Here is a 23,645-nt window from a genome sequence, read left to right on the forward strand (position 1 = left end):
GTGCCTCCTGGCCGTCTCGTGGCGCGTTCGACGCGTTCGACGGAAGAGCCGTCAGAGTTGTTCGAGTTCCTTGGTGGTGCGTCCGAGGAAGGTGGTCGGCCCGGGGTCGCGGACGTGGAGCTCGTGGAAGCCCATGCGGTCGTAGAAGGCCCGGGCCGGCGTGTTGCCGGTCGCCATGGCCAGATGGACGGCGGGGACGCCCCGGTTCTGGAGGGTCGCGAGGAAGGTCCGCATCAGACGCCGCCCGAAGCCGCGCCCCTGCCAGTCCGGCAGCAGGTCGATGTGCAGGTGCGCGGGGTGGGCGGCCAGCTCGGGCAGGACCATGCGCTCGGGGTGGTGCAGCAGGTGGGCGATCTCCTCGTCCTTGCTGCGGGGCGGCTCGGGCGGCTTCGGGTAGCGGTCGGCGACCAGGGGCAGCCAGGTGTCGCGGAAGGCTTCGGCGAAACGCGGGGTGTCGGCGGCGCCGACGATGTAGCCGACGGCGCCGCCCCGGCCGTCGTCCAGCACGAAGGCCAGTTCCGGCTCCAGGTGGACGTAGGGGGCGGCGAAGGTCGCCGGGAGGACGCCCGGGTCGGTGCAGTGGGGGCGGCCGTCCTGGCCGCGGTGCGCGGTGCGGACGCAGATGTCGTCGAGGGCCGGGCGGTCCTCGGGGCGGTACGGGCGAATGGCGGGGGACGTGGTCATGACGGCATCGTGCCGCGCATGGGAGCGCTCCCTCAAGCAGGGGCGCCGGGTCGGCCCCCTCGGGCCGGCGTCCTCGCGGTGTGTCCCGCTGCTCCGGTCCAGGCCCTCGCGGCACCGCCGCGTGCGGCGGCACATTCGCCGTCAACGACACGGCTTAAGGGCACGACCTGGGGTTACTCGAATCACATGGTGAAGCTGCATATTCCCGGACGAAAAGAACACAAGGCGGACGAGTCTCCGCCTCGGGCCGCCGAGCCCGGCCCCCAGCAACCCGGGCCGGGCCCTGACGTGGAGCGCGCCGCTCCCGACTCGCCGACCGACCTGCCGAAGAAGTCGTGGGGCGCGATCCTGAAGGGCAGCCTGCGGGAGTTCAAGGACGACGAGCTCACCGACCGGGCCGCCGCGCTGACGTACTACGGGGTGCTGGCGCTGTTCCCGGCGCTGCTGGTGCTGGTGTCGCTGCTGGGTCTCACCGGGCGGTCGACCACGGACAAGGTGCTCGACAACCTCCGGCAGCTCGCCCCCGGCCCGGCCCGGGACATCATCACCCGGGCGGTCGAGCAGTTGCAGGGCAACGCCGGCATCGGCTCGCTGATGGCGATCGTCGGTCTGCTCCTGTCGCTGTGGTCGGCCTCCGGCTACGTGGGGGCGTTCATCCGCTCCGCGAACGCCGTCTACGACATGCCCGAGGGCCGGCCGATATGGAAGCTGCTGCCGGTGCGGCTGGGTGTCACGGTGGTGCTGATGGTGCTGGCCGTCATCAGCGCGCTGATCGTGGTCTTCACCGGCGGGCTGGCGCAACAGGCGGGCACGGCGCTGGGGATCGGTGACACCGCGCTGACGGTGTGGGCGATCGCCAAGTGGCCCGTCCTCGTGGTGCTGGTCACCATCATGATCGCGCTGCTGTACTGGGCGACCCCGAACGCCAAGGTGAAGGGGTTCCGCTGGATCACCCCGGGCAGTCTGCTGGCCCTGCTGATCTGGCTGGTCGCATCGGCCGGTTTCGCGGTCTACGTCGCGAACTTCGCCTCCTACAACAAGACCTACGGCACGATGGCAGGTGTCATCGTCTTCCTGATCTGGCTGTGGATCACCAACCTGGCGATCCTGCTGGGTCTGGAGTTCGACGCGGAGACGGTGCGCCAGCGGGCCATCGCCGGCGGCCACCCGCCGGAGGCCGAGCCGTACACGCAGCCGCGTGACACCCGCACCTGGGATGAACAGGACCGCCGCCGGCTGGAGGAGAACGAGCCCTGAGCCGGACGGTCAGGTCATGAGCCCGGCGGCGACCGTGGCGCCCAGCTCCCAGCACTTCTCGACGTCGCCCTTGTCCGGCTCGCCGGTCACGGTCACGGCCTCGGAGGCACGGCGCCAGCCGAGGCCCGTCGTGACGGTCTCGATCCCGCGCACCGCTCCGGTGACGTCGTTGCCGCCGTGCACCCAGTAGCCGAAGGGGCGTCCGCGGGTCGCGTCGAGGCAGGGGTAGTAGACCTGGTCGAAGAAGTGCTTGAGGGCTCCGGACATGTAGCCGAGGTTGGCGGGGGTGCCCAGGAGGTAGCCGTCGGCGGCGAGGACGTCGGACGCGGTGGCCGACAGCGCGGGCACGCGCACCACGCGCACGTCCTCGATCCCGGGGTCGGTCGCGCCGGAGAGGACTGCTTCGAACAGCGCCCGGCAGTTGGGCGAGGGCGTGTGATGGACGATCAGCAAGGTGGCCACGGCACCCGACCATGCCGTTCCGGCCCCCGTCATCGCAAGCAGCGACGGGGGCCGGTGTCGGTGGCCGGCCCTGGGGTCAGCCCCTGGAGCGGCGGCGGAACAGCAGGAAGGCCACCACGGCGGCGCCGGCCAGCAGGGCGGCCCGGTGGTCGCGCACCTGCTGCGGGGCCTTGTCCTGCCAGACCTGCCCGGCCTGTGCCGCCTTGGCCCTCGCCTCCTCGGCGGCGGCCGCGCCCTTCTGCTTCAGGGGCTCGGGCAGCTTCTCCTCGACCGTCCGGGCGACGTGCGCGGCCTTCGCCCTGGCCTGTCCGCTCCAGGCCTGGGCCTTGGTCCCGGCCTGTTGCCTGACCGCGGCCGCCTTCTCCCGGGCGCGGGCCTTCACGTCGGTCCGGTCCGCCAGCGCCTGGACGGTGTCGCCCAGTTCGTGGCGGGTGCGCTCGACCTGTTCCCGCAGCTCCTCCGGGCTGCTGGTGGTCGGCTCGTCGTGCGGGGGCTGGGTCATCGGTGAGCACTCTCCTTGATCTCGGCCACGTCGGCCTTGACGCTGTCGACGGTCCGCTGCGGGGTGGCGGGTGCGGCGCCGCGCACCTGCCTGCGGCCGGCCAGTGCCGTGACGCCGGTGGCGACGGCCAGGACGGCCGTGACGATCAGCGCCGCGGCCCACACCGGCAGCGGGACGGCCAGAGCGGCGATCACCGTGGCGACCAGGGCCTGCAGGGTCACGAAGCCGAGCACGCCGGCACCGCCGAACAGGCCGCCGCCCTTGCCGAGGCGTTTCCCCTTCTCCGTCATCTCCGCCTGGGCGAGGCGCATTTCGCTCCGCACCAGATCGGAGAGCTGTGCCGTGGCTCGCTGCACCAGCTCGCCCACGGGCTCGTCCCCGGCCGTCTGCGCGGTCCCCGGGCGGGGAGGGGTGGTGGTCCTGCGGTCCGTGTCGGCCATGGCGATCACCTCCGGGTCTGTCGTTGTCGCGGAGCCGGGTACCCCGCGGTCGGCGGAAAGGACACCCCGCCAGGTGAACAAGTCGTGGTGACCAGGAGTGACCGGCGTGCGATCTGGTACCCGTCCCCCGCTTCGGCCCAGATCAGCCGTACGAGAAAGGGAGGTTCCGCCTTGTCGCAGGTAGAGGAATCCATCGAGGTCCGTGTCCCGGTGCACACCGCGTACAACCAGTGGACGCAGTTCGAGTCGTTCCCCCGGTTCATGGACGGCGTCGAGCGGATCGAGCAGCGCACCGACACCCTGACGCACTGGGTGACGAAGGTGGGCGGCCAGAAGCGTGAGTTCGACGCGGAGATCACCGAGCAGATCCCCGACGAGCGGGTCGCCTGGACGACCGTGAGCGGTGAGGCCGAGCAGGCCGGTGTGGTGACGTTCCACCGCATCCAGGACGACACGACCAAGGTCATGCTGCAGATGGACGTCGACCCCACCGGCCTGGCCGAGACGGTGGGCGACAAGCTCGGCTTCGTGCAGCGTCAGGTCGCCGGTGACCTGCGGCGGTTCAAGGAGTTCATGGAGGCGCGTGGCACGGAGACGGGCGCCTGGCGCGGCGAGGTCTGACACGGCGGCACACGGAGCGGCCGCCACCATCGCGGGGTGGCGGCCGCTCCGTGTGCCCGCGTCCGTCAGGCAACGGGGCGGACGTTCCCGCTCTGCATCGTGCGGCGGGCCTGCCGGCCCAGGTCGTTCAGCCGCAGGGCGAGCCGGGTCGCCGCGTCGTAGAGCAGGTGGACGGCGTGCAGGCGTTCCAGGCGGGGGGCCAGGGCGGACAGCGCGATGGCCAGGAAGACGCCGGCCCAGGCCGCGGGCCCGAGCGGGGTGCAGCCGAAGAAGTGGCTGACGCCGGGCGTCTGGACGAGCGCGGCGAGCACGGCTGCGGAGCCGAGGGCCGTGACCCACACCAGCGGGCTGTGGCGCCGCCCGGAGAGGGTCTGCACGAGTTGGGCGCCGACCACGCCGCACAGGGCCATGGTGGTGGACCGGCGTTCGGTGCCGGGGGTGAGGCGGCCGATGAGGTACGCCGCGACGGCGCCGAAGCAGGTGGTGATGCCGCGTCGGCGGATGGAGCGCAGCAGGGGCGCTCCCAGGACGTTCAGTCCCATGGGGCCGGTCTGCGCGTGTTCCGCCGTCGAGGGGTCGTTGCTGGGCGTCACCGCGACGGCCATCGCCGGGAACATGTCGGTGAGCAGGTTGACCAGCAGCAGCTGCCGGGTCGACAGGGGCGAGGCGCCGGCCAGCAGGGTGCCGAGGACGCTGAAGCCGACCTCGCCGGCGTTGCCGCCGATGAGGATGCTGACCGCGTCGGCGACGCTGCGCCACAGCGCACGGCCCTCGACGACGGCGTCGACCAGGACGGACAGGTCGCCGGTGGTGAGCACCAGGTCGGCGGCGTTGCGGGCGGCGGCGGAGCCGCGGGACTCGACGCCGACCCCGACGTCGGCGGCACGGATGGCGGCGGCGTCGTTGGCGCCGTCGCCGGCCATCGCCACGACCCGGCCGGCCTGCTGCAGCGCCTCCACGACGTGGAGTTTCTGCTCGGGTGCGACCCGGGCGACGACACCGGCCACGCGCAGCACCCGCACGCGCTCGCTGCGTTCCATGGCGACCAGTTCGTCGCCGGTGACGACCTCGGTCTCCTCCGGCCAGCCCAGCTGCTGGGCGATGGCCCGCGCGGTCTCCGGGTGGTCGCCGGTGAGCATGACGGGCAGGATCCCGGAGCGGCGCAGTTCCACGAGCAGGGCCTGCGAGGTCTCGCGGGGCACGTCGGCCAGCGCGATCAGGCCGCTGAACTCCAGGTCGGCCAGGGGCGCGTCGAGTTCGGCCTCGGCTTCCTCGGCCCGGCAGGGGCGCCGGGCGACGGCGAGGACGCGCAGGCCCTGCCCGGCCAGTTCGTGGGCGGTGTCGGCGGCGTGGGCGGGAAGTCCCGGGCAGGCGGGCAGGATCGTCTCGGGGGCGCCCTTGACGACGAGGAGGTCGCCGAAGTCGGGGTGGCCGTCGCGGCCGATGGCCGCCGCGTAGCCCCGGCGTGTCTCGAAGGGCAGTTCGCCGCTCGGGGCCCAGCCCTCGTCGGGCGGGGCGACGTCGAGGACGGCTTCGTCCGTGGCGTGCGCGACGCGGCGGCCCTGCCCGGTCTCCTCCTGCGGGCAGGCGCGGGCGGCCAGGCGCAGGACCTGCGCGGCCCGCTCGTCGTCCACCCGCAGGACGGTGCCGTCGGCGGTGGCGACGCGGATCAGCCGCAGCCGGTTCTCGGTGAGGGTGCCGGTCTTGTCGAAGCAGACGGTGTCGACCCGGCCGAGCGCCTCCAGGGTGCGCGGGGTGCGGACCAGGACGCCGCGCCGGGACAGCCGCCGGGCAGCCGCCATCTGCGCGACGGTGGCGACGAGAGGGAGCCCCTCGGGAACGGCGGCCACGGCGACGGCCACCCCTCCGCTGACGGCGCGCCGGACGGCGCTGCCGCGCAGCAGGGACAGCCCGGTCACGGCGGCGCCGCCGGTGAAGGTGACGGGCAGCGCCTTGCGGGTGAGTTCCTGCAGCCGGGCCTGGACGCCGGCGGGCGGCGGGGTGCGGGCGGCGAGCGTGACGGCCCGTCCGGCCTCGGTCTGGTCGCCGGTGTCGACGACGAGCGCGGTGGCCCGGCCGGCCACGACGGTGGTGCCCTCGAAGACCATGCAGGTGCGCTGGGCGACGGGCAGGCCGGGGGTGGCCTCGACGGCCTTGGTCACCGGCAGGGACTCGCCGGTGAGGGCCGACTCGTCGACCTCCAGACCGTCGACGTCGAGCAGGCGCGCGTCGGCGGGGACGACGTCGCCCGCGCCGAGGCTGATCTCGTCGCCGGGGCGCAGCCGGGTCGCGTCGACGGTGACGGTGCGCCGGTCGCCGTTGTGCTTGCGGGCCTTGGGCTGCTGCCGGGCGGCGAGCCGGGCCAGGGCCTGTTCGGCGCGCAGCCGTTGCAGGCCGCCCGTCACGGCGTTGAGGTCCATGGCGCCGACGACCAGCAGCGCGTCGACGAGCGAGCCGAGCAGCGCCGAGGCGACGGCGCCGGTGGCGAGGACGGGGGTGAGCGGGTCGTCCAGTTCGCGGCGTACCGCGCCGGCGGCCTGCCAGGTCCAGCGGGCGGGGGTGACGGCCGGGTGCCGGGCCAGGCGCCCGGCCCGCTGCCGGGTCCGGTCGGCGACCAGGGCGAGTCCGCGCGGTTCGCTCTCGCGGTGGGTGCGGCCGATCCGGTCGCGGGCCTCGTGGGGTTCGAGGGCGTGCCAGGGGATGTGCAGCCGGGGCGGGGGCGGGGTGGCCCGGGCGACGCGGGAGGCTTCGAGCCAGCCGGTGAGCAGGGCGCCTGCGGCGGCGATGTTGACCGGGGCGTGCCGGGTCACGCGCCAGGCGAGCTGCCGGCCGGGGGGCTGTCCGCCGCGGGCGACAAGGAGGCCCGAGAGGGCGGCGCCGGCGCGGGCGAGGGTCTGCGACCGGCGTCCGACGCGGCGGGCCGCGGGGATGGCCGTGAGGAGCCGCCAGACGTCGGCGAGGCCGCCGGGGGCGAGCGCGTCGGCACCCCAGGAAACGGCGGCGCGGCCGTCGGTGAGGGCGATGGCCACGTCTCCGGCGGGCAGCCCGTCGACCACGTGCCCGCCGCCGGCGGCGTCCAGCCGTGCGACGGTGACCACCACGTGCCCGTCGTCCTGGAGGGCGCGTACGACGTCGCCGAACGGGCGGGTGCCGGGCGCGACCTCGTCGGCGAGCCGGACGATGTCCTTCAGGTCGGAGCCGCCCGCGATCACGACGTGCAGTCCCGCGCGGCGTGCGGCGTCGAGGACGGCCTCGGCGAAGGGGTGCACCGGGTCCTCGGGCGCGGTGTCGGCGTCACCGTCGGGGCCGTGGCGCCGGCGCAGGGCGTCGGCGTGCAGGACGAGCGCGTCGGCGATCTCCAGTTGCCGCAGCCGCTCGGCGCTGCGCACGAGGATGCCGGCGTGCGCGAGGAAGGTGCCGAGGGTCGCGGCGAAGACGGCCGGTCCGTACCGTGCCGCCTTCGGGGAGCCGGCCAGGACCGCTTCGGCCGCGTCCCGGGCGTTGTGCGTGACGAGGAGGGTGGCGGCGGCGCCGGCGAGGCTTCCGGTGCTGGCGTGGGAGGCGTACTCCTGCGCGGGTGTCACCTTCAGGGGCGGGCGGGCCTGGGCCGGTGAGGACAGACTGGTGCGCTCCGGCCGGCAGACGTCGTCGTGCAGGGCCTCGAAGGCCGCGGCCCTGGCCACGGCCTCGGTGAACTGGGTGCCGCGCAGCAGCCCGTCGAGCACGAGCGCGAGCGGGGTCTGGCCGGCGCCGTGGGCGGCGGCGTTGGCGGCGGTGAGCAGGAGCTCCATCGCGTACGGGCCGAAGCGCTGCCGGAGCAGGCCGCGGAGGCGGGGGTTCTCGCGCAGGAGGGTGACGGTGGCGGTGACGATGCGCGAGCTGGGCGGCAGGCGCAGGGAGCGGCCGGCCAGGGCGCCGGCCGCTCCGGCGGCGTCGAGCAGGACGGCCGCCGCGGTGACGCGCACCTCTCTCGGATCGCCGGGGTGGGCGCTCTCCTCGGCCTCCGGGTCGGCTCCCTCGTCCAGGCCGAGGCGGGTGGCGAGGGCGGTGGCCCGTTCCGTGACGCGGTCGGTGGCGGCGTCCTCCACCAGGGTGATCACCAGGCGGGACAGGCCTTCGTCCCAGTACGCCGTGAGCACGTCCGGATGCTCGGCGATCTCTTCCGCCACCCGGCGGGCGAGCACCGCGGCGTCGCCGTCGACGCGGCGCAGGGCGAGGTGGAGGCGCTGTCCGGCCTGCCAGTGCTCTCCGCGGGTCAGGGCGTTGCGCGCGACGTTGCGCACTCGGCGCGTGGTGTCGTAGACGGACGTCATGCCCTGGGCGGTGCTGCGGGCGGCCCCGGCGGCCGCCCCGGCCATGGCCCCGACCAGCGGGGCCACGTCGAAGCGTCGTGTGAGCATCTCCTGCTTCCCGACTCAGCCGGTGGGGCGGCTGTGGTGGTGCCCGTGGGCCCGCTGGCCGTGCGGTTCCTCGTGGTGTGCCGTGGCCTCGGCGACCTGCTTCAGGGCGGAGGCGGTGGCGGTGTCGCCGACCTTGGCGGGCTGTTCGTGGACGTGCTGCTCCGGCCGGTCGTGGCGGTAGTGCGAGGAGGCCAGGCGGGCGCCGGGGCCGTAGGAGGAGGTGTCCGGTTCCTCCTCGGGGCCGGTGTCCGCGGTGCGCTCGACGGCCGTGGCCTTCTGCGCCGCGCCGACCGGTGACGTGCCGTCGGTGTGCTGGGGCCTCGGCCGGGTCAGCCAGGCGACGGCCGCGCCGGTCAGCGCCACCGGCCACTCGACCACTCCGGCGACACCGAGCACGCCGGCGCCCGTGTAGACGGCGATCCGGCGCCCGCGCGGTGAGACGGCGCCGATCCGGTCCAGGGCCCCTTCGGCGACCTTGCCGACCTGGTGCGCGCCGGGCAGGTGCCTGAGTCCCGCGGCGACGGCCCGCAACGGCTGAGGAAGATCGGACGACTGTGCTGTCTTGTGGTTCATGTCGACCTCCACAGGCGCGTTGTCCGGCGACTTCGACCGGGTTTCCAGCTTTTTGCCCCATACTCCGTCTTCGGTGGGACACGCGCTTGCGGTGTTCACCGGAGCTCGTGCGCACGGGAGACCGATCGGCCGCTGGCGGCTCCCGTCGTGCGTCACCTGCCGCGCCCGGCGGGCGGCGGGGTCCGCCGGACGACGCACGCGCCGCGGCGCCGGGAGGCCCGCTCCCCGCCCGGAGCCGTGCCGGCCCGTGTCGGGCCGGGAGCCCCGGTTACTCAACGCGGGCACACGGGCCGTCTCGGGCCCGGACGCCGCACGGGCGCGGGCCGTCCGGCCCGTCGAATGGAGTGGTCAGCAGTTCCTGGCTGAACCAGGTCGAGCGGTGGTTCGGACTGCTCACCGACAAGCAGATACGGCGAGGGGTCCACAGGAACGTCCAGGCACTGGAGAAGGACATCCGCAACTGGATCAAGACCTGGAACCAGGATCCGAAGCCCTTCGTCTGGACGAAGACCGCGGACGAGATCCTCGAACGCCTCGCCGGATATCTGAACCGAATTCCCGACTCAGGACACTAGGCGGAATCCGTCCCGGTGGGCCCACAGCCATTCGACGGCGCGCACCCCGACGGTGTGGATCAGGCGGGTGTCTGTCGTACCGGTGCTCCTTGTCCGGCGGTGGCCAGGGCCGCCGCGAAGGCCGCCGTGAGAGTGGAGTGGTAGAAGTGCCAGCCCGCTCCATTGACCACTCCCGTCGGTCGCTAGCCCTTCTTCGGGCGCGGGGTCGGGGGCGACAGCGGCAGCTTGCCGGTCGAGTGGGCCAGCGCCAGTGGCGCACTCACGTCTGTCGCGGTGGACACCGTCGAGTTCAGCCGGGTCGAGCGCCGCCTCGATGTCGACGCTCGGGACGCCGGTCAATTCCTCGATGACCTTTTCGGAGGGCATGGCACCATCCGCCCGGGTGAGTGAGTGCCTTCACGTCCCGGATCATCGAAATCGGGCAAACCATGCCTAGTTTCCCAGAATTCACTTCAATGACATCTTCAACATCTCAGGGATGCGCAGCCGTTCCTCGCGCCACGACCCGCACCGTCCGCACGGAGGCGTCGGCCGCGTCCGGGATGAGCACCCCGTGCTCCACGCCGCTGCGCAGGTAGTCCAGGACCTCGTCCGTGACGACCTCGCCGGGTGCCACCACCGGAACACCCGGCGGGTAGGGGCTGATCATCTCCGCGGCGATCCGTCCCGCGGCCCGCTCGGCGGGCACGTGCTCGACCGGTGCGAAGAACGCCGCGCGGGGCGCCATCGCCTGCTCCAGCTCCAGCGCCGAGGGCTCGGGCAGCCGGACCGGCGGGCGCCGTTCGACGGAGTCCGCGTTCTCGACCAGCGCGTGCAGGGCGCCGATCAGGACCTCCTCGGTCTCGTCGTCGTCGGCGTGCGTGATCGAGGCGCTGATCCGGCAGCTGTCCGAGCCGCCGACGTCGACGTGCCGGTGCTCGCGCAGCCACTCGGCGGCCTGCATCCCGCTCATGCCGAGCTTGCGGACGTCGATGACGAGCTTGAGCGGATCGAGGCCGGCGGCGAGCCCCTCCTCCACGACCTCCCGGCCCATCGGGCGCAGCCCCGGCAGGTCGGCGACCGCGGACCGGATGCGCCGGGCCCGGCGCAGGGCCGTGTCCAGGAGGCCCTGGCCCTGCTCGACCATCTGGCGGCGCCAGCCGTCGAGGGTGGCGAACACCAGGGAGGAGGCGCTGGTCGTGCCGAGCAGGTCCTCGCGCTGCGCCAGGGCCTCGGGTGAGACGCGGTCGTACTGGAGGTGGAAGACGGAGCTCTGCTCCACCGCGCCGCCCATCTTGTGCACGCTGGTGACCACCAGATCGGCCTCGGCGTCCATGCCCCAGGCGGGCAGGTCCGGGTGGAACGGCAGATGGGCGCCCCAGGCCTCGTCGACGATGACCGGCACGTCGAACTCGTGGCACACCCGGGCCACTCCCCGGATGTCCGCGCAGGACCCCCAGTCGGTGGGCGTGATGAGCAGCATGCCCTTGGCGTCGGGGTGTTCCCGTAGGCGCCGGCGGACGGCGTCGGGCTCGGGCGGATGGGCCACGTGCCGTTCGGTGTCGAACTTCGGGTGCACCCAGACCGGTTCGACGCCGTTGACGACCACGGCCGCGACGACGGACTTGTGCGCGTTGCGCGACAGCAGCAGCTTCTCGCCCGGCCCGGCCGCGGCGAGCATGGCCGTCTTCACCGACAGGGAGCTGCCGCAGGTGGAGAAGAACGCGTGCTCGGCGCCGACCGCGTCGGCCATCAGCTCCTGCGCACGGCTGATCACGCCCTGGGACTGACGGCGGTCGTCGAGTCCGTTGAGGGACAGCACGTCGGAGCGGAAGACGTCGAGTCCGACGATCTCCGCGACCCGGGGGTCGACTCCCCTGCCCTGCTTGTGGCCCGGCGGCCCGTAGGCGATGTCGCCGCGGCGGCGGAAGTCCCGCAGCGCCTCGAGCACCGGCACGCGCGAGTGGTCCATGGTTCCTCCCAGGTCCGGCCCGCCGGCCGCCGCGCGATCTCCACGCTGTCGTGGCCCGGCGGGTACACCGACCGTGTTGCACCCGGGCACCGGTCGAAACGCGCAGGTGTCGTGGAGCGGGGCGGTGAAACCCGGGCGGCAGGACACCGCAGCGATCCCGCAGGAGGCCGCCCCGTGACGCGCACCCGTGACGACCTGCACCGAGCCCTGCGCGAGGAGGTGGCGGCACGGGCCGACGCCCTGTGGGACGTGGCCCTGCGGCTGCACGCCGACCCCGAGTACGCCTTCGCGGAGCACCGGGCGGCGGCGCTGCTGTCGGGCGAGCTGGAGCGTGGGCGGTTCGCGGTGCGGCGCGGGGTGGCGGGGATGCCGACCGCGTTCACCGGGCGCCGGGGCCGGGGCCGGCCCGCCGTGGCGCTGCTGATGGAGTACGACGCGCTGCCCGGCCTCGGCCACGCCTGCGGCCACAACCTGATCGCTGCGGCGGGCCTGGGGGCCGCGCTGGCGGTGGCCGCGGTGCCGGAGGTGTCCGCCGGCTCGGTGCTGGCGGTGGGGACGCCCGCCGAGGAGGACGGCGGCGGCAAGGTCCTGGAGGCGGAGGCGGGCGTCTTCGACGACGTCGACGCGGCACTGATGTTCCACCCCGGGGTGTACAGCTGGGCGCGGGCGCCGCTCACCGCGCAGGTGCAGTACCGGGTCGCCTTCCACGGCCGGGCCGCGCACCCCACCGGCAACCCGGCGGAGGGCGTCGACGCGCTCGCGGCGCTGGTGGAGCTGTTCAACGTGCTGGCCGCCCTGGGGAGACGGCTGCCGGAGGGCTCGCACGTGCAGGGCGTCGTCACCCACGGCGGCACCGCCACGAACATCGTCCCGGAGTACGCCGAGGGCCTGTTCGGCCTGCGCGCGGCGACGACCGGGGCGCTGGAGGATCTGACGGAACGGCTCCGCGAGTGCGCCGCCGGCGTGGCCCGGGCCACCGGCACCACCGCCCGGGCGGAACGGGCCACCGTGCGCTACGAGCACTTCCGGGACAGCGAGGTGCTCTCCGAACGGTTCGCCGCCCACCTGGCCCGGGCCGGGATCGCGCTGTCGCCCCCGCGGCCCGGCGTGTACCTGGGCTCGTCCGACATGGGGAACGTCAGCACGCGGGTGCCCGCCGTGCACCCCTTCGTCGCGATCATGGACGAGGACGGCTCCGACCACACCCCGGAGTTCGCCGAGGCCGCCGCCTCGCCCCGGGCCCGCCGGGTGCTGACCGCCGTCACCCAGGCCCTCGCGTGCACCGCCGCCGACGTCCTGATGTCGGCGGAACTGCGGGAAGAGGCGTGGGCCCGGCACCGGGCGGCGTGATCCGGGTGAGTGCCACCGCCCCGTCAGGGGAACCCGGTCGGGCACCGTAACCACCGACACCACTGGAGCGGGCCATGAGTCTGTTGCGCGTCCTCGGCCGTCCCCTGCTGGCCTCGATGTTCCTGACCGGCGGGGCGAACTCCGTCCGCAATCCCAAGGAGGTCGCCGACATCGCCGAGCCTGTCGTCCAGCCCGTCACCGAACGCGTCGCGGCACTGCCGGACCGCACCGAGCAGGTCGTACGGCTGAGCGGCGGCGTACAGGTCGTGGCGGGGCTGATGCTGGCCACGGGGCGCATGCCGCGCCCGGCCGCGCTGGCGATCGCGGCCACGCTGGTGCCCACGACCCTGGCGGCCCACCGCTTCTGGGAGGTGGAGGACCCCTCGGAGCGGACCCAGCAGCGCATCCACTTCTTCAAGAACATGTCGATGCTCGGCGGGTTGCTGATCGCCGCCGACGACACCGGCTCCCGCCCCTCGCTGCTGTGGCGCGGCACCCACGCCGCCCGCGGGCTGCGGCACGACGCGGGACTGGTGCGCCGCTCGGTCCGGGCGACCGCACGGCCCGCCGCCGCGGCCGCACGGGTCCGGTCCAAGCTCCCCGCCTGAACCGCCTCCCGGGCCCTCGTGACCTGGTCCGCGTCCTTCTTGCGGTCTTGTTGGCCGGACGGCGGCGCAACCATGGCCGACAAGGAGACCCACCTCTTCCCGGCGCTGCGCCAGGCCTGCCCGCCGTGGGCATGGTCGACCGGCTTGCGCGACGCGCTGAGCGGCCGGGGCGAGTCCGCGTAGCGCAGCACCCCACACCGGGCAGAAGGGCCCGTCGTCACGGACGACGGGCCCTTCTCCGTGTCCGGACGCCCTCCTTCCGCCGTGGCCGCCGCCACACGGCCGGGGTCCGTGATCACCGGCTGTGATCAACCACACTCGCCGCCCCAAGGGCCGGAGGGCCGACGGCATTTGGGACATGCGGCGGCAGTGGGCGGGTGCGGAGGGAACCGACCGGGGGCTTGCCTCTGCCACGATGGTCCGCGCCGTTCCGGCGTGGGGAGCCACCGTGCAGCGCGGCCGGTGCCTCCCGTTCCCCTCGCCGCCCTCCTGCTGAGTCGTCCGACTCGTCTTGCGAGTACCGTCCTGTGTCTTCGTCACCCTCCCCTGCCCGCCCCGTGTCGCGTTCACCCTGGCGGTCGTTGCGCCACCGCGGCATGCGCTGGTGGTCCGCCGCGAACTTCGTGTCGAACGCCGGTACCTGGATGCAGCTCACGGTGCAGAACCTGCTGGTCCTGCAGATCACCGGGTCCGCCGCCGCGACCGGGCTCTCCATGTCCGTGCAGGCCGCTCCCGCCCTGCTGATGAGCGTCCTGGGCGGGGCCGCGGTCGACCGGTGGCCGAGGAAGCTGACGGCTGCCGTGAGCCAGGCGCTGCTCGGTCTGATCGCCTTCACGACGGCGGTCCTCGTGGCGCTGGACCGGCTCGACATGACCGCGCTGCTGGTGCTGGCCGCCGTCACGGGCGTCGTCGCCACCGTCGACAACCCGGCGTGCGCGCTGCTCGGCAACGACCTCGTCCCGCCGGAGGACGTGCCCTCGGCCATCGGGGTCGGGGCGCTGGTGCACCAGGCGGGCCGGCTGGTCGGGGCCGCTCTGGCCGGTGTGACGGTCGGCTTCCTCGGCACGGCCTCCGCGTACGCCGCGAACGGGCTGTCGTTCCTGTTCGTGGCGTCGGTGATCCCGTTCCTGCGCCCGGCGGCGGGGGCCGTGCGGCAGGACGCGCCCGGCCCGGAGCACCCCACGTCCCGCTCCGGCACCTCCCGCTCCGGCTCCGGCTCCGGCTCCGGCTCCGGCACGAGCGTGGGGGAGGGGCTGGCCTTCTTCGCGCGGCGGCCCCGGCTGATGGCGCTCGCCGGTGTGACCGGGATCAGCGCGGTGTTCGGCCGCAACTACCAGCTCACCCTCGCCGTGCTGGTCACCGGGCCGCTCGCGGGCGGCGCCGGGGCCTTCGGCACGGTGTCGACCGCGCTCGCGCTCGGCGGCATCCTCGGGGCGGTGCTCGGCGCCCGGCTGCGCCGGCCGTCGGTGCGGCTCGTGGGGGCGCTGGCGGCGGCCGGGGCGCTGCTGCAGGTTCTGGCGGGGCTGTCGCCGTCGCTGGCGGTGCTGCTCGCGCTGGTGCTGCCGATGGCCGTGGTGGAGTCCGTTTCCGACACCGCCGGCACGGCCGTCCTGCAGACCGACCCGCCCGCCCGGCTGCGCGGTCGCGTTCTGGGCGTCTGGGGCAGCATCGGCACGGTGTGGGGCCTGGGCGGTCCGCCCGCGCTCGGCCTCCTCATGGAGTTGGCCGGACCGCGCGGCGCCCTCGTCACCGGCGGTCTGCTCATCGTGGGAACCATCGGGGCCGGCTACGCGCTGCGGCAGCGCCGGGTGACGACGCCGGTGCTGCTGTGCACGGAGGAGGGCGAGCCCGCGGGGCGGCCGGCGCTGGGCAAGGCGGCCTGAGCGCGGCGTACGCACCCCCGCGCCTCACGACCCCGACGGCCGCAGCGCCACCGTCGCCGCCTTCGCCGCCCTGCGGGTCAGCAGGGTCGTGGAGCGGCCGTCCAGGTAGGGCAGGACCACGGCCTGGCCGCCCCACGTGCGCAGCACCTCCGCCTCGGGCAGGTCCTGGACGGAGTAGTCGCCGCCCTTGACCCAGACATCCGGCCGCAGCCGGGCCAGGACCGCCTCGGGGGTGTCCTCCTCGAAGACGACGACGGCGTCCACGCTGCCGAGCGCGGCGAGGACCCGGGCGCGGTCGGCCGCCGGGTTGAGCGGGCGGCCCGGGCCCTTGCGGCGGGCGACGGAGGCGTCGGAGTTGAGGCACACGATGAGGCAGTCGCCGATCCGGCGGGCGCTCTCCAGCAGCCCGACGTGCCCGGCGTGCACCAGGTCGAAGCAGCCGCCGGTGGCGACGACGGTGCCGCCCCGGGCCCGGACGCTCTCGGCGAGACGGAACCCGTCGGTCGCCGGGTCGTCCGCGGGCCCGGGCGCCGGCTCGGTGCGCCACAGCTCGGGGTTGCCCGCGCCGCCCGCCGCGACGAAGGCGGCCGCCTCGGCCACGGCCCGCTGCAGCGCCTCCTCGGGGAGCAGGCCGTCGGCGAGGGCCGCCGCGGTGGTGGCCGCGAAGCAGTCGCCCGCGCCGCACGGGTCCCCCGCGGCCCGGTAGGGCACCGGCACCAGCATGGGAGTGCCGGATCCGGGCCGGGCCAGGAGCACGCCGCGTTCACCCAGGGTGACGGCGACGCCCGCCGCCCGCCACCGCTCGGCGAGCCGTGCCCCGCGCTCGGCGTACGCGCCCAGGGAGGTCTGCCCCGTGCCGGGACACAGGGCCTGTGCCTCGGCGGCGTTCGGGGTGACGAGGCGTGCGCCGGGCACGGGCGGGTCGCCGTGGGGGTGGGGGTCCCAGACCAGGGGGGTGCGGTGGGCGGCGTCCTCGAGGTACGGACGCAGGGCGCCCGCGGTGTGACGGCCGTAGTCGGCGACGAGGATCGCGTGGGCTCCGGCCAGGGCCTCGCGGACGGCGGCGCCGGGCTCGCCCGGGGTGCCGCCGCCGCGGTCGATGCGGACGACGGGTCTGCCGCCGGCCAGGACCCGGGTCTTCACCGGCAGGGTGCCGTGGAGCGGGATCTCCAGCAGGCGGACGCGGTCGCGCAGGTCGCGGCGTACGGCCGCGCTCGCCTCGTCGTCGCCGAGCGCGGTGACCAGCACGACGTCCCGGCCGCCGCGGGCGGCGAGGGCGGCGGCCAGTCCCGCTCCCCCGGGGTGCCGCCGGTCGCCGGTGACGTCGACGACGGGGGCGGCGGCGTCCGGGGAGAGCCGGGTGGAGACGCCTTCGATGTCCTCGTCGAGGAGGACGTCCCCGACGACGGCGAGGGGTTTCGGGCCGCTCATGAGGTGCTTCCCCGCGTGAGGACGGTGCCTCGTGCGAGGGGCGTGGACACGGCCGTGTCGAAGCACTCGCACAGCAGGTGGACGGCGACGAGGTGGGTCTCCTGGACGTTCGCGGAGCTGCCGGCGTCGACGCAGAGGGATTCGTGGGCGGCCTCCGCCAGCGGGTTGGGGCCACTTCCGGTGAGGGCCCACACGCGCAGTCCGGCCTGCCGGGCGGTGACGGCCGCCGCGACGAGGTTGGCGCTACGGCCGGAGGTGGACAGCAGCATGAGGATGTCGCCGGGACGGCCGTGGGCGGTGACCTGGCGGGCGTAGACATGGTCGAAGCCGTAGTCGTTGCCGATCGCGGTGACGCTGGAGGTCTCGGCGTGCAGGGCGAGCGCGGAGTAGGCGGGGCGCTCCCGGCGGTAGCGGCCGACGAGTTCGGCGGTGAGGTGCTGGGCCTGGGCGGCGCTGCCGCCGTTGCCCGCGGCCAGCAGCCGTCCGCCTCCGGTGAGGACGTCGGCGAGGTGGACGCCCCAGCCGGCGATCCGGTCGACGCCGTGCCGGCGGAACCTGCCGAGTGCCTCCTCCAGGGAACGGCAGTGCAGACGCGCGGCGTCAAGGGCGGGGTGTGCAGAGGGTTCGCTCATGCTGATCGGGCTGCGGCCGTCGGGGACGGCGGCGGGCCCGCACCTCCTTCGGTCTTCGGGCGTCGGCGCGTACGGAACGGGACCGGCCGGGTCAGCCCGCGCCGGACCTGGCGGGGACGGCGTCAAGGACGGCGCAGTAGGCGGCCTCGGTGGCCGCGGCGACCCGGTCCCAGCCGAAGCGGCTGAGGACGCGGCGGCGGCCGGCCGCCCCGCAGGCCACGCGGGCCGCCGGATCGGCGAGCAACCCCGCGATGGCACGGGCCAGGGCCTCCGCGTCGCGGGGCGGTACCAGCCGTCCGGTGCCGGGGTCGGCGACGGTGTCGAGCTGCCCGCCGACCGCACTGGCCACGACGGGCACGCCGCAGGCCATGGCCTCCAGCGGGACGATGCCGAAGGGTTCGTAGTCGGCGGGGCAAACCACGACGTCGGCGGAGCGCAGCAGCGGCGGCACGCGCTCGCTGGGGACGGCGCCGGTGAAACGGACCCGGCAGGCGACACCGGCGCCGCGCGCCGCGTCGCGCAGGCGCCGTACCTCCGGGTCGTCGTCGAGGCGGTCGGCGGGTGGCCCGCCGACCACGAGCAGCTCGGTCCCGGGCAGCCGGGCCAGCGCGGCGACGGCGACCGCGGCGCCCTTGCGCGGCACGAGCCGGCCGAGGTGCAGCAGCCGGTGCCGGTACGGTCCGCGGGGCGCGGCCGGGCCCTTCGGGGTGAACAGGCGGGTGTCGACACCGCAGGGCACGACGGCGACCTTGTGCGGCGGGATGCCCATGCGGGCCAGCTCGGCGGTCTCGTCCCGGCAGGTGGCGACGACGTGGTCGCAGCCCAGCCCGATCTCGACCTCGGCGGGGATGCGTTCCGGGGGGCTGGTGTCGGCGAGCCGCTGGTGCCGCCTCTTCACCGTGCCGAGGGCGTGGTAGGTGTGCAGCAGCGGCAGGCCGCGTATGCGGGTCGCGTGGATCGCGGCCAGGCCGGACATCCAGTAGTGCGAGTGGACCAGGTCGGGTGCGCGGGTGCGCCAGCAGCGGGCGAGGTAGCGGCCGAACTCGCCCATGTGGGGCAGCAGGGCGTCCTTGGGGAGCGGTTCGGCGGGCCCGGCGGGCACGTGGTGCACCTCGACGCCGTCGCGCAGTTCCACCCGGCAGGGCAGGCCGGGCGCGTCGCGGCGGGTGTAGACGGTGACGCGGTGGCCCCGGTCGGCGAGGGCGCCCGCCAGGCAGGCGACGTGCACGTTCTGCCCGCCGGCGTCGGCCCCGCCGAGGGCGGCGAGGGGACTGGCGTGCTCGGAGACGAGCGCGATGTCGAGGACGCCCGGGTCGAGGGGGTCGCCGCCGACCGGTCCGCCGGGCAGGGGGCTGAGTGACGGGTTCATGCGCACACCTCCGTGATCAGGCGCTCCCAGTCGGCCAGGAAGCGCTTGAGCCCGTAGCGTTCGAGGGCCGCCTGCCGGGCCCGGGCCCCGTCCGCGACCGCCGCCTCGGGTTCGTGGAGGTAGCGGCGGGCGGCGCGGGCCAGGACGTCGGGGCGGGTGGAGAGAGTGCCGGCGCCCGGCGGGACCGCCCGGACCGCCTCGGTGGTGGCGAGGGCCAGCACGGGCATGCCCAGGTGCATCGCCTCCAGCAGGGACAGGCCGAGGGAGGTCCAGCGCACCGGGTGCAGGTACATACGGCGTTCGGCGAGGGCCGTGTGCAGCTCGCCCTGCGGCAGGTCGGCCGTGCGGCACCGGTCGGGCGGCAGGCCGAGGTGCCGGGCCAGGCCCTCGGTGCCCATGCCGAACACGTCGAGGGGTGCCGCCTCGGCGAGGGCGGGCAGCAGGTCCGTGCCGGTGTACCGGGCGCGCCGCACGGGTTCGTTGACGACGACGGCGGCGCGGGCGAGCCGGCCGGTGTAGCGGTGGCCGGGGTCGACGATGCCGTGCTCGACGACCTCGGTGCGGGTGGTGCCGCAGTCCCAGAACAGCCGGTTGAAGTGCGTGACGTGCACGATCGTCAGATCCGGGCGGTCGGCGCACGGGTGCCGGGTGTCGGGGACGTCGCCGTCGGGCGCGTTGTGCTCCAGGTACACGGCGGGCACGTCCCGGCCGGGGCGGCGCCCGCCGAGCCAGCGCTCGGCCAGTTCCGGTTCGTGGGGCCGTTGCAGCACGACCAGGTCGACGGGCGTGTCGCTGAGTTCCCCGGGGGTGACCTCGCGGACCGAGGCGGGCCAGGAGAAGGTGCGGGCCCGTCCGAGGCCGTCCGGGTCGCGGCCCGGGGTGACGGGGACGAGGTAGGTGTGGGGGCCCTGGACGAACGCTGTCGTCCAGGAGCCGTGCACGTGCCACAGCAGGATGTTCATACGGTCGCTCCTCGCTCCGTGTGTTCTCCCTGGCCGGCCGGGTCGTCGGTGAGGGCCGCCACGGCCGCGAGCACCTCGGCGTCGCCGATGCCGTCGAGGCAGGGGTGTCCCGCCACCGGGCACCGCCGGGCCCGGGTGCCGGCGCACGCGGCCCGGGGGTCCCCGAGCAGCCGGTGCGGGACGCCGTGGGGGGCCCACCGCTCGGCCGGCACGACGGGCGCGAAGAGGCTGACGACGGGGGTGCCCACGGCGGCGGCGAGGTGCGCAGGGCCGGTGTTGCCGACCACCACCACCCGCGCGCCCGCGAGGACTCCGGCCAGTTCCGGCAGGCCGGTGGCGCCGCCGAGGTCCAGGCCGTGCCGTCCGGCGACCCGTGCGGTCAGTTCGCGCTCGGCCCGGCCGCCGGTGACGACCACCCGGTGGCCCTCGGCGGACAGCGCGGCCACGGCGCGTGCGGCCCGGCCGGGGCTCCAGGCCCGGGCGGGCACGGCGGCGCCGGGGTGGACGACGACGTAGGGCCCCGTGCCGGTGAGGTGGGTGGTGCGCGGCGGCGGGGTGACGCGCAGCCGCCCGTCGTCGCCGGGCGGCAGGGTGAAGCCCGCGGCCCGGGCCAGGTCCAGCGCGGCCAGGGCCTCGTGCCGGTGCGGCACTCTGCGGTGGCGCAGGTCGAGCAGCGCGCCGGGGTAGTCCTCGCTGTCGGCGGCGACGCGCTCCACTCCGGCCAGCTTCAGCAGCAGGGCGGCCGGCAGCGGGCTCTGGTGGTACGACACGAGCACGAGCGCACGGTCGAAGCGCCGCGCGGTGAGGGTCCGCATCAGCCGCCGGGTGGCGGCCCGGGTGATCGGCGGCGGCTCCAGCCCGACCCACGGGGCGTCGTAGGTCAGCACCTCGTCCACGCCGGGCAGCAGCCGTCCGGCCGCGGCGCCCTGCGGTCCGCACAGCAGCGCGGTGCGGGAGGACCCGGCAGCCACGGCGCGTACGGCGGGTCCCGCCAGGAGCACGTCGCCCGCGCTGTCGAGACGGACGACGAGGGTACGGGGCAGGCGACGGCGCAGGAGGGTCATCGCGGCACCCCCGTCGGCGGGAGTCCGCGCCGCGGGGCGTGCGGGGGCGGCGGCCCGCCGGTGGGACCGCCCGCACCGGAAGACGGCCGCCGGTTCACGACCGCTGCCGTTCCCTGGCCAACGGGCGGGCCGCGGGCGCCGGCTCCGTGGGACCGGACGGGCTGTGCCGCCGGGCTCCGCGGTGGGCCAGTCGGCCGCGGAGCCAGTGCCAGGTCGCGGCGGGCGGGACGAGGACGCTGGTCACGGCCATGGTGAGCACCTCGTCGCGGGTGCCGGGACCGGGCAGGATCCGGGCCAGGGTGAACTCGGCGGTGCCGGCCAGCCAGGCGGCGGCGCACGCCCCGGCGAGGCGGTGCCGCCCGAGCAGGGCGCAGCCGGCGGCCGCCACCCCCGCCCCGGTCATCGCCAGGTGCAGGGGAAGGCGTCCGCGCGGGGCCTCGGCGCGCCGCCACCAGTGGCGGCCGTGCAGACGGGTCATCAGGACGTCGTCGGCGTTGCCGGCCTGCTGCAGGACGGAGATCCAGCGTCCTGCGGGCCGCACGGGGTGGGTGGTGGCGCGTCGGCCGCCGGTGAGGGTCCAGCCCGCGTCGAGCATGCGCAGGGCGAGGTCGGCGTCCTCGCGGAAGGCCCGCCGGAACCGCTCGTCGAAGCCGCCGACCGCCATCAGCGCGGCCCGGCGGTAGGCCATGTCGGCGGTGATCCAGTGGGCGCCGGCGAGCCCGGCCGTGTTGCGTTCCCAGTCGGTGGGCCGGCGGTCGGCGGGCAGGGGGACCTGGATCCGGGCGGTGATGCCGGCGGTCCGGTCCGAGGCCGTGACCAGGTCGAGGGCGAGGTCGTCGCCCCAGGTGGGCCCGGGGACGACGTCGTCGTCGAGGAAGACGATCCAGGGCACGTCTCCGGCCGCGCGCCAGCCGAGGTTGCGTGCGGCGGCCGGTCCGCGCGCCCCGCCCGGCACCACGATGGTGCGCGTGCGCAGCGCGGGCGGGACGTGGGCGGTCAGGGGCCTGCGGTCGGCGTCGGGCCGGTCGTCGACGAGGACCACCCGGACCGGGCCGGGCCCGGTCGTCTCGGCGAGGGCGTGCAGGCAGGCGCCGAGGCTGGGCCGGCCGAGCGTCGGGACGACGACGGCGTACTCGGTGTCCGGCAGCGGGGCGGCGGAGCCGGTCATCGGGTGCCTCGGGCATCGTCGGTGAGGACGTCTCCCGGGGAGCCGGTGGTCGTGCCGGTGCGGAAGAGGCCGCCGCGGCGGATCGCGTACGGGCCGATGGCCAGCAGGTCGACGGGCGAGGAGCCGAAGCACTCCAGGGCGTCGCGCGGGTCGTCGACCATGGGCCGCCCGGCGGTGTTGAGGCTGGTGTTGACGACCACGGGCAGCCCGGTGAGCTGTTCGAAGGCGCCGAGCATGCGTGCGACCAGGGGTGAGCGGGCCGGGTCGACGGTCTGGATGCGGGCGGTGCCGTCGACGTGCACCACGGCGGGGATGCGGTCGCGCCACGCCGGGGCGACGTCGTGCACGAACAGCATGTACGGGCTGGGCAGCGGGCCGTCGAAGATCTGGGCGGCCCGGTCGGCGAGCACCATGGGGGCGACAGGCCGGAACTGCTCGCGGCCCTTGACGTCGTTGAGCCGCTCCAGGTTGCCCGCGTGCCCGGGGTGGGCCAGCAGGGAGCGGTGGCCGAGGGCGCGGGGGCCGTACTCGGAGCGCCCCTGGAACCAGGCGACGATCTGGTTGTCCGCCAGGGCGCGGGCGGCGGTCTCGGCGATGTCCGGGGACCGTTCGAAGGGAACGGCGGCGGTCTTGAGCCAGGCGCCGAGTTCCGCGTCGGACCAGTCGCGGCCGAGGTCGGCGCCCGTCATGGGCTCCGGCTCGTCGCCCCCGGCCGCCGCCAGCAGCAGGGCGCCGCCCAGCGCGGTGCCCGCGTCACCGGCGGCCGGCTGCACCCACACGCGGGAGAACGGGCCCTCGCGGGCGATACGGGAGTTGGCGACGCAGTTCAGCGCGACGCCGCCGGCGAGCGTCAGGACGCTGTCGTGGGTGCGGCCGTGCAGCCAGCGGACCAGGTCCAGCAGGGTCTCCTCCAGCACGGCCTGGGTACTGGCGGCGACGTCGGCGTGGTCCTGGGTCCAGGGCTCGTCGGGGCCGCGCGGCGCGCACAGTTCGGACCACGGCACGCCGGTGGCGCGGAAGCCGCCGTCGCCGGTGGGGTACACGTGGCGGCGCAGTGCGGCGAGCATGCGCGGCCTGCCGTGGGAGGCGAGCGCCATCACCTTGAACTCGTCGGAGGAGCGCAGGAATCCGAGATGCTCGGTGAGTTCCTCGTAGACCAGGCCGAGCGAGTGCGGCAGATCCTGGGCGTGCAGGGCCTCCAGCCGGTCGCCCACGCGGCGTGCGGCCAGGTGGGAGGCGCGTTCGCCGCGGCCGTCCAGGACGAGGACGGAGGAGTCGCCGGCGTCGGGCGCGGCGAAGGCGCCGGAGGCGGCGTGGGCCATGTGGTGGGGCACGAAGCGGACGAGGCCGGCGTCGAGGCCGGGCAGGGCGGTGCGCAGGAAGGCCGGGGCCTCGCGGGCGTAGGTCAGCCGCAGGTGGTCCCAGGGGTCGCCCAGGCCCATGGCGCCGGCCGGGCGGGCCAGGCGCGGGTCGAACGAGTAGGCGACCGCGTCGAGGTCCTGGGGGCGCAGTCCGGCCCGTTTCAGGCACCAGGCGGCCGCCTTCTCCGGCAGTTCCCAGGCGGAGAACGGCAGGGGCCTCTTGCCGTGCTTGCGCCGTGAGAACCGTTCCTCCTCCGCGGCGGCGACGGTCTGACCGTCGATCACCAGGGCGGCGGCGGGGTCGTGGAAGAGGGCGTTGATTCCGAGGATGCGCATGAGGGCGGGGGCCTTT

Annotated in this window: 19 protein-coding genes and 2 pseudogenes; 6 read left to right on the forward strand and 15 right to left on the reverse strand. The window is 75.3% G+C overall.

The annotated features are described in order from the left end of the window. Positions 1-51: 51 nt before the first annotated feature. On the reverse strand, positions 52-684 hold the full coding sequence (locus ACFW6P_RS20165) for a GNAT family N-acetyltransferase (protein ID WP_386358880.1): 633 nt from the start codon (positions 682-684) through the stop codon (positions 52-54). Positions 685-870: 186 nt separating this feature from the next. On the opposite strand from ACFW6P_RS20165, the gene ACFW6P_RS20170 reads away from it, so the two are divergent. Then, positions 871-1,941, forward strand: a complete 1,071-nt coding sequence (locus ACFW6P_RS20170) for a YihY/virulence factor BrkB family protein (protein WP_386358882.1) — start codon at positions 871-873, stop codon at positions 1,939-1,941. A 9-nt stretch (positions 1,942-1,950) separates the two neighbouring features. On the opposite strand, the gene ACFW6P_RS20175 is transcribed toward ACFW6P_RS20170, so the two are convergent. The 3 genes from ACFW6P_RS20175 to ACFW6P_RS20185 all read right to left on the reverse strand — a co-directional run bounded on the left by ACFW6P_RS20175 (position 1,951) and on the right by ACFW6P_RS20185 (position 3,345). Next, positions 1,951-2,403 (reverse strand): flavodoxin family protein, encoded by a 453-nt coding sequence (locus ACFW6P_RS20175; protein ID WP_386358883.1) that lies wholly within the window; start codon positions 2,401-2,403, stop codon positions 1,951-1,953. A gap of 76 nt (positions 2,404-2,479) precedes the next feature. Continuing rightward, complete coding sequence (locus tag ACFW6P_RS20180; RefSeq protein WP_386358884.1) at positions 2,480-2,905, reverse strand: DUF3618 domain-containing protein; 426 nt, start codon at positions 2,903-2,905, stop codon at positions 2,480-2,482. Then, positions 2,902-3,345 carry a phage holin family protein gene (locus tag ACFW6P_RS20185; protein WP_386358885.1) on the reverse strand — a complete coding sequence of 148 codons (444 nt, stop codon included), beginning with the start codon at positions 3,343-3,345 and terminating at the stop codon, positions 2,902-2,904. The genes ACFW6P_RS20180 and ACFW6P_RS20185 overlap by 4 nt, the downstream gene beginning before the upstream one ends. 171 nt (positions 3,346-3,516) lie before the next feature. On the opposite strand from ACFW6P_RS20185, the gene ACFW6P_RS20190 reads away from it, so the two are divergent. Next, positions 3,517-3,966, forward strand: a complete 450-nt coding sequence (locus ACFW6P_RS20190) for an SRPBCC family protein (protein WP_386358887.1) — start codon at positions 3,517-3,519, stop codon at positions 3,964-3,966. 65 nt (positions 3,967-4,031) lie between these two features. On the opposite strand, the gene ACFW6P_RS20195 is transcribed toward ACFW6P_RS20190, so the two are convergent. Together ACFW6P_RS20195 and ACFW6P_RS20200 are read right to left on the reverse strand one after the other, a co-directional pair. Then, positions 4,032-8,366: an HAD-IC family P-type ATPase gene (locus ACFW6P_RS20195; RefSeq protein WP_386358889.1), complete on the reverse strand. Its 4,335-nt coding sequence runs from the start codon at positions 8,364-8,366 to the stop codon at positions 4,032-4,034. Positions 8,367-8,381: 15 nt separating this feature from the next. Further along, complete coding sequence (locus ACFW6P_RS20200; protein WP_386358890.1) at positions 8,382-8,939, reverse strand: hypothetical protein; 558 nt, start codon at positions 8,937-8,939, stop codon at positions 8,382-8,384. A gap of 350 nt (positions 8,940-9,289) precedes the next feature. On the opposite strand from ACFW6P_RS20200, the pseudogene ACFW6P_RS20205 reads away from it, so the two are divergent. Then, positions 9,290-9,514 (forward strand): annotated as a pseudogene (locus ACFW6P_RS20205) (IS630 family transposase); the annotation flags it as partial. A 182-nt stretch (positions 9,515-9,696) separates the two neighbouring features. On the opposite strand, the pseudogene ACFW6P_RS20210 reads toward ACFW6P_RS20205, so the two are convergent. Beyond that, positions 9,697-9,880, reverse strand: a pseudogene (locus ACFW6P_RS20210) (hypothetical protein). 106 nt (positions 9,881-9,986) lie between these two features. After that, on the reverse strand, positions 9,987-11,465 hold the full coding sequence (locus ACFW6P_RS20215) for an aminotransferase class I/II-fold pyridoxal phosphate-dependent enzyme (protein ID WP_386358892.1): 1,479 nt from the start codon (positions 11,463-11,465) through the stop codon (positions 9,987-9,989). Between the two features lie 174 nt (positions 11,466-11,639). On the opposite strand from ACFW6P_RS20215, the gene ACFW6P_RS20220 reads away from it, so the two are divergent. The 3 genes from ACFW6P_RS20220 (at position 11,640) to ACFW6P_RS20230 (ending at position 15,306) form a co-directional block, all read left to right on the forward strand. Next, positions 11,640-12,815: an amidohydrolase gene (locus ACFW6P_RS20220; RefSeq protein ID WP_386424312.1), complete on the forward strand. Its 1,176-nt coding sequence runs from the start codon at positions 11,640-11,642 to the stop codon at positions 12,813-12,815. 74 nt (positions 12,816-12,889) lie between these two features. After that, on the forward strand, positions 12,890-13,423 hold the full coding sequence (locus tag ACFW6P_RS20225) for a DoxX family protein (protein WP_386358896.1): 534 nt from the start codon (positions 12,890-12,892) through the stop codon (positions 13,421-13,423). A 596-nt stretch (positions 13,424-14,019) separates the two neighbouring features. Continuing rightward, a complete protein-coding gene (locus ACFW6P_RS20230; RefSeq protein ID WP_386424313.1) occupies positions 14,020-15,306 on the forward strand; it encodes an MFS transporter in 1,287 nt (428 codons plus the stop codon). A 24-nt stretch (positions 15,307-15,330) separates the two neighbouring features. Here the strand turns inward: ACFW6P_RS20230 and rfaE2 are convergent, their stop codons facing one another. The 7 genes from rfaE2 to ACFW6P_RS20265 form a co-directional block, all read right to left on the reverse strand. After that, the gene (gene rfaE2 / locus ACFW6P_RS20235) at positions 15,331-16,737 is read right to left on the reverse strand and encodes a D-glycero-beta-D-manno-heptose 1-phosphate adenylyltransferase (protein WP_386358899.1); all 1,407 of its coding nucleotides are present in this window, start codon (positions 16,735-16,737) and stop codon (positions 15,331-15,333) included. After that, entirely contained in the window at positions 16,734-17,369 is a 636-nt protein-coding gene (locus tag ACFW6P_RS20240) for an SIS domain-containing protein (RefSeq protein ID WP_386358901.1), read from the reverse strand. The genes rfaE2 and ACFW6P_RS20240 overlap by 4 nt, the downstream gene beginning before the upstream one ends. Positions 17,370-17,460: 91 nt before the next feature. Further along, the gene (locus ACFW6P_RS20245; protein WP_386358903.1) at positions 17,461-18,738 is read right to left on the reverse strand and encodes a glycosyltransferase; all 1,278 of its coding nucleotides are present in this window, start codon (positions 18,736-18,738) and stop codon (positions 17,461-17,463) included. Further along, complete coding sequence (locus ACFW6P_RS20250; protein ID WP_386358905.1) at positions 18,735-19,700, reverse strand: glycosyltransferase; 966 nt, start codon at positions 19,698-19,700, stop codon at positions 18,735-18,737. Before ACFW6P_RS20250 ends, ACFW6P_RS20245 begins: the two co-directional genes overlap by 4 nt. Continuing rightward, entirely contained in the window at positions 19,697-20,764 is a 1,068-nt protein-coding gene (locus ACFW6P_RS20255; protein WP_386358907.1) for a glycosyltransferase family 9 protein, read from the reverse strand. Before ACFW6P_RS20255 ends, ACFW6P_RS20250 begins: the two co-directional genes overlap by 4 nt. Positions 20,765-20,858: 94 nt before the next feature. Next, positions 20,859-21,932, reverse strand: a complete 1,074-nt coding sequence (locus tag ACFW6P_RS20260; RefSeq protein ID WP_386358909.1) for a glycosyltransferase family 2 protein — start codon at positions 21,930-21,932, stop codon at positions 20,859-20,861. Then, a complete protein-coding gene (locus ACFW6P_RS20265) occupies positions 21,929-23,629 on the reverse strand; it encodes a carbamoyltransferase (protein WP_386358911.1) in 1,701 nt (566 codons plus the stop codon). Before ACFW6P_RS20265 ends, ACFW6P_RS20260 begins: the two co-directional genes overlap by 4 nt. Between the last annotated feature and the right edge of the window lie 16 nt (positions 23,630-23,645).

Source organism: Streptomyces sp. NPDC058741 (assembly GCF_042746715.1).
In the GTDB taxonomy this organism is placed as follows: Bacteria; Actinomycetota; Actinomycetes; order Streptomycetales; family Streptomycetaceae; genus Streptomyces.